Origin of the sequence: Bradyrhizobium sp. CW1, assembly GCF_023100665.1 — a bacterium.
Classification (GTDB): Bacteria; Pseudomonadota; Alphaproteobacteria; order Rhizobiales; family Xanthobacteraceae; genus Bradyrhizobium; species Bradyrhizobium canariense_D.
Window position 1 is genome coordinate 2532055 of sequence record NZ_CP064684.1, and the last position, 15551, is coordinate 2547605.

14 protein-coding genes are annotated in these 15551 nt (G+C 64.5%); 5 read left to right on the forward strand and 9 right to left on the reverse strand.

The annotated features are described in order from the left end of the window. Positions 1-287 precede the first annotated feature (287 nt). The 3 genes from IVB54_RS12230 to IVB54_RS12240 all read right to left on the reverse strand — a co-directional run bounded on the left by IVB54_RS12230 (position 288) and on the right by IVB54_RS12240 (position 2538). Entirely contained in the window at positions 288-878 is a 591-nt protein-coding gene (locus tag IVB54_RS12230) for a tyrosine-type recombinase/integrase (RefSeq protein ID WP_247441381.1), read from the reverse strand. Beyond that, positions 829-1623, reverse strand: a complete 795-nt coding sequence (locus IVB54_RS12235) for an Arm DNA-binding domain-containing protein (protein ID WP_247441379.1) — start codon at positions 1621-1623, stop codon at positions 829-831. The genes IVB54_RS12230 and IVB54_RS12235 overlap by 50 nt, the downstream gene beginning before the upstream one ends. Before the next feature lie 696 nt (positions 1624-2319). After that, a complete protein-coding gene (locus tag IVB54_RS12240; protein WP_007612884.1) occupies positions 2320-2538 on the reverse strand; it encodes a hypothetical protein in 219 nt (72 codons plus the stop codon). 228 nt (positions 2539-2766) lie between these two features. On the opposite strand from IVB54_RS12240, the gene IVB54_RS12245 reads away from it, so the two are divergent. The 4 genes from IVB54_RS12245 to uraD all read left to right on the forward strand — a co-directional run bounded on the left by IVB54_RS12245 (position 2767) and on the right by uraD (position 5376). Beyond that, a complete protein-coding gene (locus IVB54_RS12245) occupies positions 2767-3045 on the forward strand; it encodes a hypothetical protein (RefSeq protein WP_018456703.1) in 279 nt (92 codons plus the stop codon). 88 nt (positions 3046-3133) lie between these two features. Continuing rightward, the gene (locus tag IVB54_RS12250; protein ID WP_007601448.1) at positions 3134-3547 is read left to right on the forward strand and encodes a DUF3830 family protein; all 414 of its coding nucleotides are present in this window, start codon (positions 3134-3136) and stop codon (positions 3545-3547) included. Next, entirely contained in the window at positions 3548-4483 is a 936-nt protein-coding gene (gene puuE, locus IVB54_RS12255; protein ID WP_247297953.1) for an allantoinase PuuE, read from the forward strand. It abuts the gene before it with no gap. A gap of 5 nt (positions 4484-4488) precedes the next feature. Beyond that, positions 4489-5376 (forward strand): 2-oxo-4-hydroxy-4-carboxy-5-ureidoimidazoline decarboxylase, encoded by an 888-nt coding sequence (uraD, locus tag IVB54_RS12260; protein ID WP_247297950.1) that lies wholly within the window; start codon positions 4489-4491, stop codon positions 5374-5376. On the opposite strand, the gene IVB54_RS12265 is transcribed toward uraD, so the two are convergent. After that, the gene (locus tag IVB54_RS12265) at positions 5373-8099 is read right to left on the reverse strand and encodes a molybdopterin-dependent oxidoreductase (protein WP_247777234.1); all 2727 of its coding nucleotides are present in this window, start codon (positions 8097-8099) and stop codon (positions 5373-5375) included. The two genes, uraD and IVB54_RS12265, sit on opposite strands and share 4 nt — an antisense overlap. Next, complete coding sequence (locus IVB54_RS12270) at positions 8096-8923, reverse strand: FAD binding domain-containing protein (protein ID WP_247441375.1); 828 nt, start codon at positions 8921-8923, stop codon at positions 8096-8098. Before IVB54_RS12270 ends, IVB54_RS12265 begins: the two co-directional genes overlap by 4 nt. A gap of 153 nt (positions 8924-9076) precedes the next feature. On the opposite strand from IVB54_RS12270, the gene IVB54_RS12275 reads away from it, so the two are divergent. Further along, complete coding sequence (locus IVB54_RS12275) at positions 9077-10426, forward strand: 8-oxoguanine deaminase (protein WP_247338199.1); 1350 nt, start codon at positions 9077-9079, stop codon at positions 10424-10426. A 112-nt stretch (positions 10427-10538) separates the two neighbouring features. Here the strand turns inward: IVB54_RS12275 and IVB54_RS12280 are convergent, their stop codons facing one another. The 4 genes from IVB54_RS12280 to IVB54_RS12295 all read right to left on the reverse strand — a co-directional run bounded on the left by IVB54_RS12280 (position 10539) and on the right by IVB54_RS12295 (position 15244). Continuing rightward, complete coding sequence (locus IVB54_RS12280) at positions 10539-11615, reverse strand: BMP family ABC transporter substrate-binding protein (protein ID WP_247777506.1); 1077 nt, start codon at positions 11613-11615, stop codon at positions 10539-10541. 78 nt (positions 11616-11693) lie between these two features. Then, on the reverse strand, positions 11694-12611 hold the full coding sequence (locus IVB54_RS12285; protein WP_247390827.1) for an ABC transporter permease: 918 nt from the start codon (positions 12609-12611) through the stop codon (positions 11694-11696). Then, positions 12598-13689 (reverse strand): ABC transporter permease, encoded by a 1092-nt coding sequence (locus IVB54_RS12290; RefSeq protein ID WP_247777235.1) that lies wholly within the window; start codon positions 13687-13689, stop codon positions 12598-12600. Before IVB54_RS12290 ends, IVB54_RS12285 begins: the two co-directional genes overlap by 14 nt. Beyond that, positions 13673-15244, reverse strand: coding sequence for an ABC transporter ATP-binding protein (locus tag IVB54_RS12295; RefSeq protein ID WP_247390825.1), 1572 nt, complete (start codon positions 15242-15244; stop codon positions 13673-13675). The genes IVB54_RS12290 and IVB54_RS12295 overlap by 17 nt, the downstream gene beginning before the upstream one ends. Positions 15245-15551: the final 307 nt, after the last annotated feature.

Here is a 15551-nt window from a genome sequence, read left to right on the forward strand (position 1 = left end):
TCCGCCTGTGAGCCGTACAACTACGGGTGTTCCACCAACGGAACGCTCGCGTTCGCGACCTGTTCAGCGAGGACTAGTCCGTGAACCGGGACCGACCCTGAAGCACGCGAAGGTGTACCGGATCGTGAGTTGAGGCGTATGGATGCAAAATATTTTTTGGATATCGGATCAGGACACAACGGAGGACACAGCCGCGTCATGGCATTGATCTAACTTATATTTTTGCCGTCTGCGAAGCCCTGCGGAGGGCAGGGCCTGGCCCGAGACCGCTTGGCGCAGTCAGGCGGCTAGCCGTGGCCCTCCAGACTTCTGGACCTTGCGACAGGCTCGCCGATGATCCGCAGCAGCTCGGCCGCGACGCCGTCCAGCACCGCACGCTTTTCTTTCATCCGCTTACTGTGGTTGTAGACCTTGCCCGTGACGGTCGGCACGACGGTGTCGCCCTTCTTTGTCACGGCGTGGTCAAGGCATTTGGCGATCGCAGCATCGTCAAAGCCGAGATCGCCGGCCAATGTTGCCGCCGTCCTCCTCAGATCGTGAGGCGTGAACGGCTTGAGGCCCAACAGCTCACAGAGGCCGGCGGTTTTGGTCTTGTCTTTGTTTATCTCATGCTTGGTGCCGCGCAGGGCGTCGGCCATCGCCTTGCGGTGGATCGGCTGGCCCTTGTACATGGGGCTCTCGAACACAAACTGCTGGTCTGCGGACGCCAGCGCCTCCTTAATGATTTCAACCGCTACATCGGACAGCGGCTGCTGGATCACCCGCCGCTTCTTCACCCGCTTGAGGGGCACGTCGAAACGTGGGTTGTCGCCGTCGAGGTCGAATAGCTCATCCCGGCGTGCACCGAGCAGCTCGCGGGAGCTCGCGATCAAGACCATGCCAGAAGACCCTGATCTCCTCCTCCGATAGGACTCGGGTGCGCGGGTGTTCCGGATCGAGTTTCGGCAGGTTGATGCAGGGGCTGGCGGTCACATAATCTCGCCCCGCTTCAGCCGCCCAGTTGAAGAGTCCCGAGGCGGCCTTGCGCATATGACGTGCGTTGCTGACGGAGGGCTTGCCGAACTTCCCCGCGACGATGTCGTTCGACAGCGTCGCGATGTCATGCTTGGTGACGTCACCCGCGAGTGTTTTACCAAGCCGCGCACCGAGGAAGCGGCGCAGATGGCTCGCCGTGTTTTCCCAAGCCTCCAGCCGGGGCCGCATCTCGCCGTCGGGCTTACGGACCGGCGTCTTCATCCACTCGATTCGCTCCTCGATGATCTCGGCGACCGTGTTGCCACGTCGCGCTTTCGTCGCCTTCTGGTCGCGGAAGGTCTCGGTGATAGCTTCGGTACCCAGTCCCTTGAGGCCGTAGACCCTGCTGCGGGCGTCCTCGACGGTGAAGGTCTCGGGATTGTAGACGCCGAGCCAGCCGGTGCGCTGCTTTCCAGTCTGCCGGTCGGTGAACTTGTACGAGAAGGTCGCGACGCCTGCCGTGGTGATGCTGACATAGAGACCAGGGCACTTGCGGTCGTAGAGCTTGGTCCGCTTGGCGACCCGCTTCTCGCATAGGCGGTCGGTCAGGATGACGCTGCTATTGCGGCCGCGCTTGCCGGCGGAGGAGGGGGCGATGCTACTATCCATGTGGTTTCGGCTCCTAAGGCTTGGGACCAAAGGGCTCGGCTTTGAGGCTTTCAGCTTGTCGTGCGGACGCTGAAAGGCTTAGGGCCGAGCCCTTAATTTGGTGAAGCCCGCTGAAACAGCCTGCATCAGGGTAGTCGAAAAGCACGTGTTTTAAAGACTTTTGTTAGTTTCGGCGTGTTTCACCGAATGCCAAAATATAGACGTGTGGTCCTGGCCGTCGTTGCTACGGTCAAGCCCTGGCGAATGCGGCATCTGCGTCAACCGGCGCGGTGTCGGTGACTTTCGCAGGGTGAGGGAGGCCAGCAGGAACTCGGCTCCCGGGAGAGCATGGCATAAGCCGTCCAACCATCGCGCAGGGAAGGCCGAGTGATTGGCTACACCTGTATGCTGCTGTGCGGTTTCCTGCGTGTGCTTTTCGCGCAGCGGACCGCGGGTGCCAGCCGGCACCCGGCCTTCCCTGCGCCCTCTTGGACAAGAGGGTCGAGCGACGAAGCAAAGCTCGGGCGAAATCAGCCGCGAGAACGCGAAGGCGTGTCTGCGATTGGACTGGCGCTGCCGCCTCATACTCCGTCATTGCGAGCGCAGCGAAGCAATTCAGAAATGCATCCGTGGAAAATGTCTGGATGCTTCGTCGCAAGGGCTCCTCGCAATGACGACGTGGAGGCAGTTTCGCTCTGTCGCACCAGGCTTCCCGGATCACCGTCCCGCTGGTGCAGACATCGCGCCGTTGGAATAGCGCGACCAGTCGGGCCCGGTCGGCTGCGACGGCCAGAGCGCGGCGTTGGAGTCGCGCACCGACTGGGTGATGGGATGGGGTTGCGCCTTGCGGACATGACGGCGGTCGTTCGCCGCGGCAGTCTGGATGGTGGCGGCAGCAATCAGCGTCGCGCCGAGAATGATGAAAGTCTTTTGCATTGTTTCTTTCTCCCGTGACAACGCCCGGCTGTGAGATGTGTGTTTTGTGTGTCGCCGTCGCGGCTGACATGGCGACGCGCCCGGCCGATATCACCGCTCGCGATATCACATTTGGGGCGAGCAAATTTTCTAGCCTCGGCTAAATATTCGGCAATCGCGACCGGTGGCACCGGTGGACTTGCCTGCTCCAATCCGGTTCAATGGGCCAAATCTGGTTTTCAGGCGACAATGATGTCGAAATATCTGCTGGTCCTTCTGCTGATCGCCTCGCCGGCCGTGGCGCAGGTCAAGCTGACCCCAAAAACATCGGCGGCGCATCCGGACCCCTGCGCGCCGATCGGGCGGACCGCGGACGGCAAGCTGGTCTACTCCATGAAATGCGAGAATTTGCCTGTGCCGCCTCCGTCGCCGCAGGCGGAACTGAGGGAGGCGCCGCAGCCCGCCGCCGAGCCGGAGCCCGAGACGCGGCGGAGTGGAGTTTTCGGCTGGTCCTACGACCGCAGGTAACGGGCCGCGCCCCTTGCGCGAAGCCCGACGGAGTGCTCTTTGCCTGAAAATTCCCCGTGGGGCCACCGCCCCGATCCAGAGAGATGAGATGACCAAACTCGTTATCCGCGCCGGCGACTTCACCTTCGATGCCCGTTTCGAGGAGCAAGCGGCGCCCAAGACTGTCGCCGCGTTCCGCAAGGCGCTGCCGTTCGAAAGCCACATCATCCACGTGCGCTGGAGCGGCGAGGGGGTGTGGATGCCGCTCGGCGACTTGGACTTCGGTGTCGGTTACGAGAACCACACCAGCTATCCCGCGCCCGGCCAGATCATCCTCTATCCCGGCGGCATCAGCGAGACCGAGATCCTGATGGCCTATGGCGGCGTGCACTTCGCGAGCAAGATGGGCCAACTCGCCGGCAACCATTTCATCACGCTGACCTCTGGCCTGGAGAATCTGGCGACGCTCGGCAAGAGCGTGCTGTGGAAGGGCGCGCTGCCGATCCGCTTCGAGGAAGTCTGAGTGACTGGTGCCCGCTACCCGCGCGATCTCCGCGGTTACGGCCGCAACCCGCCGCACCCGCAATGGCCCGGCAACGCGCGGGTCGCGGTGCAGTTCGTCGTCAATTTCGAGGAGGGCGGCGAAAACAACATCCTGCATGGCGACCCGGCCTCGGAAGCGTTTCTGTCCGACGTGCTCGGCGCACAGCCTTGGCCCGGCCAGCGCCACGCCAACATCGAATCGATGTTCGAGTATGGCTCGCGCGCCGGCTTCTGGCGGCTCTGGCGGATGTTCAGCGAGCGAAAGTGGCCGACTACCGTGTTCGGCGTCGCCACAGCGCTGAAGCGCAATCCGGAAATCGTAGCTGCCATGAAGGAAGCGGGCTGGGACATCGCCAGCCACAGCCTGAAGTGGATCGAGCACAAGGACATGACCGAGGCGCAGGAGCGCGCGGAGATCGCGGAAGCGATCCGCGTCCACACTGCGGCGACCGGCTCGCGGCCGCTCGGCTGGTACACCGGACGCTCCTCGATCAACACCAACCGTCTGTTGATGGAGGAGGGCGGCTTCCTCTATCTCTGCGATTCCTACGCCGACGATCTGCCCTATTGGGTCAAGGGCGCCAGCGGTAAGCAGCTCGTCATTCCCTATACGCTCGACGCCAACGACATGCGCTTCATCAATCCGCAAGGCTTTGCCGAAGGCGAGCAGTTCTTCACCTATCTGAAGGATGCCTTCGACGTGCTCTATGCCGAAGGCGAGAGCGCGCCGAAGATGATGTCGGTCGGCCTGCACTGTCGTCTCGCCGGTCGCCCCGGCCGCGCGGCGGGGCTGATCCGCTTCCTCGACTACATCGGCAAGCACGAGCGCGTCTGGGTGCCGACGCGATTGCAGATCGCCCAGCATTGGCACGACAAGCTCGCGCACCTTGCGGCCGACGCATTCGAGATCGGGTGAGGACGATGTCGCAGATATCGCTGTCTGATCTCAATGCCGCCGATGAAGCCGATTTCGTTGCCGCGCTCGCCAACGTCGTTGAATATTCGCCGTGGATCGCCGGTCAACTGGCCGCGAAGCGACCGTTCGCCGGCATCAACCAGTTGCACGCCGCGCTGATGGCGGCGATCCAGAGTGCCGAACCCGAGGTGCAATTGGCGTTGATCCGGGCGCATCCGGACCTCGCCAACAAGACCCAGCGCGCGGCGGGGCTCACCGCGGAATCGACCGACGAGCAGAACAGCGCCGGCCTCGACCGGCTGTCGGAGGCCGAATACGCGGCGTTCGAGCGCGTCAACAATGCCTATCGCGACAAGTTCGACATCCCCTATATCGTCTGCGTGCGCCGTCACACCAGGGATTCCGTGCTGCGCGATTTCGAGACGCGATTGCGCAATATCGCCAAGACCGAGACGCGACGTGCGATCGAGGAGATCGGCCGTATCTCGGCGTTGCGGCTTGATCAACTCGTCGAAGCCGATGACAAGCTCAAGGTCCACGGCCGGCTCTCGACCCATGTGCTGGACAACCACGCCGGCAAACCCGCGCCGGGCATTCCGGTCGAGCTGGTCGAGCTCGCGAATCTCGGCGAGAGCCGGGTGATAGCGCGCGCGGTGACCAATGCGGACGGCCGCACCGACCAGCCGCTGATCGGGGGCCGGCCGCTGCCGATCGGCCGCTACGAGCTCCGGTTTAGCGTCGCCAAATATTACGCCCAGCGCAACGTGCAGCTCACCGACCCGCCGTTCCTCGACGAGATCCCGCTACGCTTTGCGATCAGCGAGCCGGAAAGCCACTATCACGTGCCGCTGCTCGTCACGCCCTGGAGCTATTCGACCTATCGCGGCAGTTAATTGCCGAACTTGTCGTGCAGCGCCGGAAACAGCCGGTCCGGCTTGAAGGGCGGCGCCGTGAAGCGGATGCCGGTGGCGTCCGCGATCGCGTTGCCGAGCGCGGCGGCGACCGGATTGTACGGACTCTCGCTCATCGACTTCGCCCCCAGCGGGCCGATCGTGTCGGAGGTCTCGGCGAAGAAGACCTCGGTGCGGGGGACATCGGCGAAAGAGGGCAGGTGATAGTCGCGAAATTTGGGGTTGGCGACGCGGCCGTCCGCGTCGATCACCATCTCCTCGTAGAGCGCGGCACCGAGCGCCTGCGCGACACCGCCTTCGACCTGGCCGCGGCATTGCATGGGATTGGCGACGACGCCGGCGTCCGCCGCATGCACGCTCCTGAGAATCCGGAGCTCGCCGGTGCCCTTGTTCACGGCGACGCGAAAGCCCTGCACGTTGAAGCCGACCGAACGCGGCGTCCCGCCGGAATTGCCGGCGCCTGCCAACGGCTGTCCGCGCTCGCGCGCGAGCTTTGCCAGCTCGACAAAGGACATGCGCCGTACGCCACTGACGACGGCCTCGCTCTCGAGCGTGCAGCTGCCGACGTCGCAGAGCCATGCGCCGGCGGCGGCCGCCTTCAGCTCGGTTGCGAGCTGCACGGCTGCCGCATGCGTCGCCTTCCCGGCGACGAACATGCCGGCGCTGCCATAGGCGCCGGTGTCGTGGCCGCCATGGGCGGTGTCGGACTGGCGCAGGCGGATCCGGTCGACGGTGGTCGCAAGCGTGGTCGCCGCGATCTGCCGGTGCACGGTGCTGGTGCCGTTGCCGAATTCGGCGGTGCCGACGGTGAGGTCGAAGCTGGCGTCGTCGTTGAGGGTGACCATCGCATCCGCGAGATGGCCCGCCGGGGGCACCGTGTCGATCATGGTCAGCGCGACGCCGTCGCCGATCAGCCACTCCGGCGACAGGTCCGGCTGCGGGCCATCGGCCTGCATCGCGCGCTCGACGAGGTCGAGGCACTGGTCGAGCCCGTAGGAGCCGTAGAACACGTCGTGAAATTCCGACGGCGGTGGGGACACCATGGGATCGCCGGGCTTGACGACGTTGCGCCGGCGCATCTCGTAAGGGCTGATGCCGAGTTGCTTGGCCAGTTCGTCGATCGCGGCCTCGACCGCGATCAGTGTTTGCGGCAAGCCGTAACCACGAAACGCGCCTGCCGGCACTGTATTGGTGTAGACCGCGTGGCCGTCGACCCGCTTGTTCCGGCAATTGTAGACGCTGATGGATTCCGCCAGCGAGTGGAACATCACCGGGCCGGCGTGATTGCCGTAGGCGCCGGTGTTGGAGAGCACGTCGAGCTGGAGCGCGGTGAGCTTGCCGTCCGCGTCGGCACCGGCCTTGACGTGGACCCGCATCGGGTGCCGCGTCGAGGTTGCGATGAACTGCTCCTCCCGGGTGAGCTCCAGCTTCACCGGACGTCCGGTCTTGAGCGCGGCGAGCGCCAGAATGTCCTCGACGAACATCTCCTGCTTGCCTCCAAAGCCGCCGCCGACGCGCTCGCAGAAGACGCGAACCTTGTCCATGGGAAGCTCGAAGATATCAGACAGCGCGCGCCGGGTCAGGAACGGCACCTGCGTCGAGGTGCGAACGTTGAGCACGCCGGAAGCATCGAGCCAGGCGAGGCCGCCATGGGTTTCCAGCGCGGCATGCTGCACACGGTGACTATGGAAGGTGCCCTCGAAGGTGACGGCAGATGTCGCGAGCGCAGCCGCCACGTCGCCGAATTCGCCATGCGTCTCCGCGGCAAGGTTGCGCTGGGCGTCGGCGACGCGGTTCGCGGTGGTGCGGTCGGGATGAATGATGGGTGCGCCGGGCGCCATTGCTATTTCAGGGTCGATCAGCGCGGGGAGGACCTCGTAGTCGACCTTCAACCGGCGGCAAGCGTCCTCGGCGGCGGCTTCGCTGTCTGCGACGACGGCGGCAACCTTCTGGCCGATGAAGCGGACGATTTCGTCGAGAACACGAGTGTCCTCGGGATCCATCCAGTCCTTCTCATGCCGCGCGGTCGAGAGCAGGATCGTAGGCGCATCCTCATGCGTCAGCACCGCCTGCACGCCGGGAACGCCCAGCGCGTCCGACTTGTCGATCGCGACGATTCTCGCGTGGGCGTGGGGCGAACGGAGCAGCTTGATATGCAGCAGGCCGTCAATCTGCGTGTCGAACGTGTAGCGCGCCTTGCCGCGCACGACATCGGGGCCAGCCGGCGCCGGCAGGCTGCGGCCGAATGCGGCGCCGGCCTCGACGCTCTCCTCGATGTTGGTCTTGCCGAGCAACGCGTCCTCGATCGCGCGATAGCCGGTGCAGCGGCAGATATTGCCCTTCAGCGCGACGCCGAGATCGGTGCGCTGCGCCTGGTTCAGCGAGGCGCAGGTCAGGATCATGCCGGCGGTGCAGAAGCCGCATTGAAAGCCCTGCGCATCGAGGAAAGCCTGCTGCATCGGGTGCGCGCCGCCGTCTCCGCCCAGACCTTCGATCGTGGTGACGGCGCGACCTTCGGCGCGGAAGGCCGGGACCAGGCAGCTATGCACCGGTTCGCCGTCCAGCAGCACGGTGCAGGCGCCGCAATCGCCGGCGTCGCAGCCCTTCTTCACGCCGAAATGGCCGAGCTCGCGCAGGAACGTGCGCAGGCACTGGCCGCCGCGTGGCTCCTGCGGAAACGTCGTGCCATTGACCTCGAAGCTCATGACGACGGTGCTCCGAGGAGTTCGTCGCGAATCTCTTCGGCAAGCCGCAATGTCATGTGCTTGCGCCAGAGCGGCTTGCCGTGGATGTCGGTGTGGTACAGATCGTCCGAAATCTGCTGCGCGATGGCGTCGCGAAGCGCTTTCGTGTCGGGGGCCTCGCGAAAGGACAACCGGATCGGCCGCACCGTCGATGCGGTGACTGTGAGCGTCAGCGTGCCATCGGCATCCAGACTGCCGATCACCAGCGCCGCCGAGCGGCCGACCGGCGCCAGTGAGATCTGGCGAAAGGCCGTACGACGCTTCAGCGCGGCGATCGGAATATCGATCTGCCGGAGCAGATCCCCCGGCGCCAGAAGGTTACGCTGGTTGCCGGTGACGAAGTCGAAGACGGCCATCATCTGTTCGCCGCCGCCGGCCTTCCAGATGGTGCAGATGCCCTCCAGCGCAGCGGTGAGCGAGATCATCGGTCCCGCCGGCAGCGACATGCAGAGATTGCCGCCAACCGTCGCCGTCTTCCATATCTTGAACGAAGCAAGGAAGGCGCGGCAGCACTGGTTGATCAGCGGTGCTGCGAACCAGTCGGGTGGGCAGGCGAATCCGTCGAGCTGCGCAACGGTGCAGGTGGCCGCGATGCTGAAATGGCTCTCGGTGACCGTTAGCGCTGGCCATTTGAGGTCGGTGAGATCAATGAGCCGAGTCAGGTGAACTTGCGGTTCCGAGAACAGCCAGGTGCCGCCCGCGAGCCATGCATCACCTGGCGTCCAAACGGGCAGCTGCGCGCGCGTTTGCGGATGGGCAACCGCTGTGATGGTATTCAAGTCCATGGCGACGCCAACGCTTCCAACGAGTGAATCGAGCCGGGAGAAAGTCTTGCAAGACGAGCGCCAAGTCGCAACAACAAGTCGCAGCAAAAGCGCAATCAGGCCGGCACCTGCCTTGCAGGCGTGTCGTGAGCGGATGTGAGGAGGAGCAGATTCATGAGCGACGCAAAGCCGATCTGGATCAGGGATCCCCTGGCCGTCCTCGCCGATGGCGCCGAGCGCGGCGTCGTGGTGCAGGACGGCCGGATCGTCGAGCTGGTGCCGGCCGGCGGCGCGCCCGCAACCGTTGACGTCGCGGTGTTCGATGCTGGCGACCACGTCGTGCTGCCGGGCCTCATCAACACCCATCACCATTTCTACCAGACGCTGACGCGGGCGCTACCCGCGGCGATGGACCGCGAGTTGTTTCCCTGGCTCCAGGCGCTCTATCCGGTGTGGGCGAAGCTGACGCCGGAACGGCTGCAGCTCGGCGTCACCGTGGCGATGTCCGAGCTGCTGCTCTCGGGCTGCACCACGACGACGGATCATCACTACGTCTTCCCGGCGGGGCTCGAGGAGTCCGTCGACATCGAGGTCGAGGTCGCAAAGCGGCTCGGCGTGCGCGTGCTGCTCACGCGCGGCTCGATGAACCTGTCGCAGCGCGACGGCGGTCTGCCGCCCGATAGCGTCGTACAGGATGAGGACACCATCCTCGCGGACAGCGCGCGCGTTGTGGCGAAATATCATCAGCGCGGTGCTGATGCGATGGTGCAGATCGCGCTGGCGCCGTGCTCGCCGTTCTCGGTGACGACGTCCCTGATGCGCGCCACCGCCGATCTCGCCGACAAGCTCGACGTACGTCTGCACACCCATCTCGCCGAGACCGAGGACGAGAACAAATTCTGCCAGGAGATGTTTGGCTGCCGTCCGCTCGACTATCTCGAACAATGTGGCTGGCTCAATGCACGGACGTGGCTCGCCCATGGCATCTTTTTCAATGCAGACGAGATGAAGCGGCTAGGCAAGGCGAAGACGACGATCAGTCATTGCGCCTGCAGCAACCAGCTCCTGGCCTCCGGCTGCTGTCCCGTCTGCGAGATGGAGGAGGCCGGTGTCGGCATCGGCATCGGCGTCGATGGCTCGGCCTCGAACGACGGATCGAACCTGATGCAGGAGGTGCGGGCCGCGTTCCTGCTGCAACGGGCGCGCTACGGGGTGACGAAGGTCAGTCACAGGGATGCGCTGCGCTGGGCCACCAAGGGCTCGGCGGCCTGCGTCGGCCGGCCGGAACTTGGCGAGATCGCCATCGGCAAGGCGGCCGATCTCGCGCTGTTCAGGCTCGACGAGCTCCGCTTCTCCGGCCATGGCGATCCCCTGGCTGCACTGGTGCTGTGTGGGGCGCATCGGGCCGACAGGGTGATGGTGGCGGGAAAATGGGCCGTGATCGACGGCGCGATCCCCGGCCTTGATGTGGCAGACCTCATCCACCGCCACAGTTCAGCGGCGCGGGCCATGCAGGCGGGATAGTATCCAGGCGAAGATAGAAAGAGGGGGCGACCACAAGTGCCGGGTGCTTCTGGCCACCCCCTCCGAACCTCCTCCGGGAGGAGCAGGTGATTTAGGCGATGCAAGAAGCGTGCTACTTGCCCGGCAGCTTGTCGTCGATGCCTTTGACGTAGAAATTCAAGCCGAGGATCTGGCCGTCGTCGAGATTGGCGCCGCCCTTGCACTCGACCTCCTTACCGTCCTGCCCAAGGACCGGGCACTTGAACGGATGCAGCTTGCCCGCGGTGATCGCGGCCTGGGCATCCTCGGCGATCTTCTTCACGTCGTCAGGCATATTGGTGTAGGGCGCCATCGCGAACATGTGGCTGTCGAGGCCGCCCCATGTGTCCTCGGATTTCCAGGTTCCGTCGAGCTCGGCCTTGACCCGGGCGATGTAGTAGGGACCCCAGGTGTCGAGGATCGAGGTCAGCTGGGTCTTCGGCCCGAACTTGATCATCTCGGAATCCTGGCCGAAGGCGAGCTTGCCGCGTTCGCTGGCGATCTGCATTGCCGCCGGCGAATCCGTGTGTTGCATGATGATGTCGGCGCCCTGGTCGATCAGCGCCTTGGCGGCGTCGGCCTCCTTGCCTGGGTCGAACCAGGTGTTGGCCCAGATGATCTTGACCTTGATGTTCGGATTGATGGTCTGCGCGGCGAGGATCGTCGCGTTGATGCCGGAGACGACCTCGGGAATTGGGAACGAGCCGATATAGCCGAGCACGCCGGACTTCGACATCTTGGCCGCGATCAGGCCCTGGATGTAGCGGCCCTGGTACCATTTGGCCGAATAGGTCGACATGTTCGGGTTGCGCTTGTATCCGGTCGCGTGCTCGAAATGCACGTTCGGATATTTCTTCGCGACCTTCAGCGTCGGATCCATGTAGCCGAACGAGGTGGTGAAGATCAGCTTGTTGCCGGCGCGGACGAGCTGCTCGATGGAGCGCTCGGCGTCGGGGCCTTCAGGCACGTTTTCGAGGAAAGTGGTCTCGATCTTGTCGCCGAGCTCCTTCACCAGCGCCTGGCGTGCCAGTTCATGCTGATAGGTCCAGCCGAGGTCACCGACCGGGCCGAGATAGATAAACCCGACTTTCAGCTTGTCGGCGGCGGAGGCTGCACCGACGCTCCCGGCAAGCAAGAGCCCGGCGGCCACCGCAAGAAGTGATTTCCTCATCATCAATCTCCAAACATCAGGGGAAAGCCATGATCCGCAACGTGCGCGCCCCATCGCGCACGGTGCGGAGATGAAACGCTAGCGGTCAGGCACGAACACGGTGCCAAGCGCAGCCGGTGCGGTCGATCCACCCGTGCGCGCGCGGGAGAGCAGGACCAAGACGATGACAGTCGAAAGATAAGGCAGCGCCGACATCAACTGCGAGGGAATGCCGACGCCCCAGCCCTGCGCGTGCAGCTGCAGGATCGTCACCGCGCCGAACAGATACGCGCCGACCACGAGGCGGCCCGGCCGCCAGGACGAGAACACCACCAGCGCCAGCGCGATCCAGCCGCGGCCTGCGGTCATGCCCGGAATGAAGAAGGGCGTATAGGCGAGCGGCAGATAAGCGCCGGCAAGTCCTGCGCAGGCGCCGCCGAACATCACCGCTAAGGTGCGGATGCGCAGCACGGGATAGCCGAGCGCATGCGCAGACACGTGGTTGTCGCCGCAGGCGCGCAGGATCAATCCCGGCCGCGTACGGTACAGGAACCACCAGACGCCGATGACCAGCGCCAGCGAGAAATAGACGAAGGCGTCCTCGCCGAACAACACGCGGCCAACCAGCGGAATATCCGTGAGACCGGGAATGTTGAGATGCAGCGCCGGCGTGATGCGCTCGCCGACGAAGCCAGCGCCGATCAGGCCGGAGAGTCCGACACCCAGGATGGTCAGCGCCAGCCCTGTCGCAACCTGGTTGACCGCAAGCCCGAGCGCCATCAGTGCGAAGACCAGTGATATCAACGTGCCGGCGACGATGCCGAACAGTGCGCCGATAAAGATCGAGCCGGTCAACCACGCACCTGCAAAGCCACATGCGGCGCCGACGATCATCATGCCCTCGACGCCGAGATTGAGCACACCGGAGCGCTCGGTCACGAGCTCGCCGGTCGCCGCGATCAGGAGCGGCGTCGAGGCGGCGAGCACCGCGAGGATGATGGCTTCAATGAGTTCCACGAGCCACCTGTCGGTTCGGGAAAACCAGCTTGAAGCGGTAGAGGATGAGGGAATCGCAGGCGAGCACGTAGAACAGCAGGATGCCCTGAAAAACCTTTGTCACGTCCAACGGGATCTTCATCGCGATCTGCGCCTGCTCGCCGCCGATAAAGGTCAACGCGAGAAAAAGGCCTGCAATTAATATTCCAAGGGGGTTCAACCGGCCGAGAAAGGCGACGATGATCGCCGTAAAACCGTAACCCGGCGAGATGCCGGGCTGGAGATGCCCGACCGGACCCGCGACCTCGATGATGCCGGCGAGGCCCGCCAGCGCGCCCGAGAGGGCGAAGGTCAGGATGATCAACTGGTTGGAATTGAAGCCGCCGAACCGCGCGGCGCGTGGCGCGGCGCCCACCACACGGATCTCGAAGCCCTTGATGGTGCGTCCCAGCAGGATTGCGGCTGCCGCGACGACGAGAAGGGCGATGATCGAGCCGAGATGCAGCCGGCCGCCTTCGATCAGCAGCGGCACCGTTGCGACCGGGTCGAACTCGGCGGTGGTCGGGAAATTGAAACCGTGCGGATCGCGCCAGGGGCCGCGCACGAGATAGTCGAGGAAGAGATCGGCCACATACACCAGCATCAGGCTGGTCAGGATTTCGCTGGCGCCGAACTTCACCTTGCAGATTGCTGGGATCAGTGCGTAGAGCGCGCCTGCGGCGGCGGCGAGCACGAGCATGACCGGCAGCACCCAGACACCGGCGTCGGTGCCCTGCGTCTTCACCGCAATCCAGCTTCCGGCGACTGCACCGATCAGGAACTGCCCTTCGGCGCCGATGTTCCAGGCATTGGCGAGATAGCAGAGCGACAGCCCGATCGCGATCATCACCAGCGGTGTCGCCTTCACCGCGATTTCCTGGAGCGAATAGCTGTCGGTCCAAGGCGCGACGAAATAGGCGTGCAGCGCGAGCAGCGGATTTTTGCCGAGGATCGCGAACAGGATGACCATGGTCACGATCGTGAGGCCGATCGCGATCAGCGGCGAGATCAGCGCGATCGCGTTGGAGCGTTCGGCGCGCTTCTCAAGCACCAACTGCATGCGCGGCCTCCTTCGGCTCCAGCGTGCTGCCGCCCATCAACAGGCCTAGTTTTTCGCGCGTCGCCTCGCTGGTGGCGAGCGGTGCGGACAGATGGCCATGGAACATCACGGCGATGCGGTCGGCGATTTCCGCGAGCTCGTCGAGGTCCTGGCTGGTGACGAGCACGGCGGCGCCTGCGGTTGCGAGATCAAGCAGCGCCTGTCGGATGACGGCGGCAGCGCCAGCGTCGACGCCCCAGGTCGGCTGGCTCACCACCAGCACCGCGGGATTGCGCAGGATCTCGCGTCCCACGATGAATTTCTGCAGATTGCCGCCGGAGAGGGATGCTGCTTCCGGATCGCGCTTGGCCTTGCGGACGTCGAAGGTCTCGGTTGCGCGGTCAACCGTCTTCAGGGTGGCGGCAGTATCGATGAAGCCGTGATGGACCATGCCGCTGGCGGCGTGCCCGGTGAGAAGCGCATTCTCGGAAAGCTTCATGCGCGGCGCGGTGCCGTGGCCGAGCCGCTCCTCCGGAACGAATGCCGCGCCGAGCTTGCGGCGCTGCGTGATCGAGAGATGGCCGGCAGCAAGGCCTTCGATGACGATCGTGCCGGGATCCTTCGACAGGCGTTCGCCGGACAGCGCGGCGAAAAGTTCGTCCTGGCCGTTGCCGGCGACCCCGGCGATCCCGAGGATCTCGCCGCCTTTCAGCTCGAACGAGATGTGCTCGAGCCGCACGCCATGCGCTTCGCCGGGGGCGAGCGAGAGGTCGTTGACGACGAGACGCGGCACCGTGGTCTGCCGGCCGGCGGCCGCCTTCACCTCCTTGATCTCACCGCCGACCATCATGCGCGCGAGCGAAGCGGCGGTCTCAAGCCTGGGATTGCAGGTCTCCACCTTCTTGCCGCCGCGCAGGATCGTTGCCGTGTCGCACAGGCGCTTCACCTCCTCGAGCTTGTGGCTGATGTAGAGGATGGCGCGACCTTCGGCCTTGAGCCGCTCCAGCACGACGAAGAGCTGGTCGGCTTCCTGTGGCGTCAGCACCGCGGTGGGCTCGTCAAGGATCAGGAATTGCGGATCCTGCATCAGCGCGCGGACGATCTCGATGCGCTGGCGCTCGCCGACCGACAATTGCCAGACCTCGCGTTTGGGGTCGAGCGGCAGACCATAAGTCTTCGACACCTGCTCAAGCCGCGCCGACATGTCCTTGAAGGATTCTCTTCCGTCGAGGCCGAGCGCGACGTTCTCGGCGACGGTGAGATTGTCGAACAACGAGAAATGCTGGAACACCATGCCGATGCCGCGGCTGCGCGCTTCCGAGGGACCGGACAGCACGATCGGCTGGCCCTGCCAGAAAATCTGGCCAGCGCTGGGCTGGATCAGCCCGTAGATCGCCTTGACCAGCGTCGACTTGCCGGCGCCGTTCTCGCCCAGCAGCGCGTGGATTTCCGTTGGCCAGATATCGATGTCGATGGCATCGTTGGCGAGGAAATCGCCATAGCGCTTGGTGAGCCCGACCGTCCTGAGGAGCGGGGACTCGCCGGAATGCAGGCTCTTAGCCGTGGGATCCAACATTCGCTGATGCGCTTGCATGGGGTGAAGTGCCTCAATACTGGGCTAGTTTGAACCGCCGCGTAAGGTGTGAAAAAGCGTCATCCCTTGCTCAACGCTTCGGCAGGCAGGAGGTGTCGGCGAGTCTCGGCTCTCGCCGGCGGCGATCGTCCTCAGACACCTTCCGAGCAGCCTTTGCAGTCCCGGCTTGCGTGTGACGCCTGTTGCAAATTTGTGACGGCTTAAGCCAAATCGGAACCCGCTATGCAGGCTTGGCGTGAAGTTAAGCAGAGACGCGCCAGCACGCGTATGATTTGCGAACACCGCGACA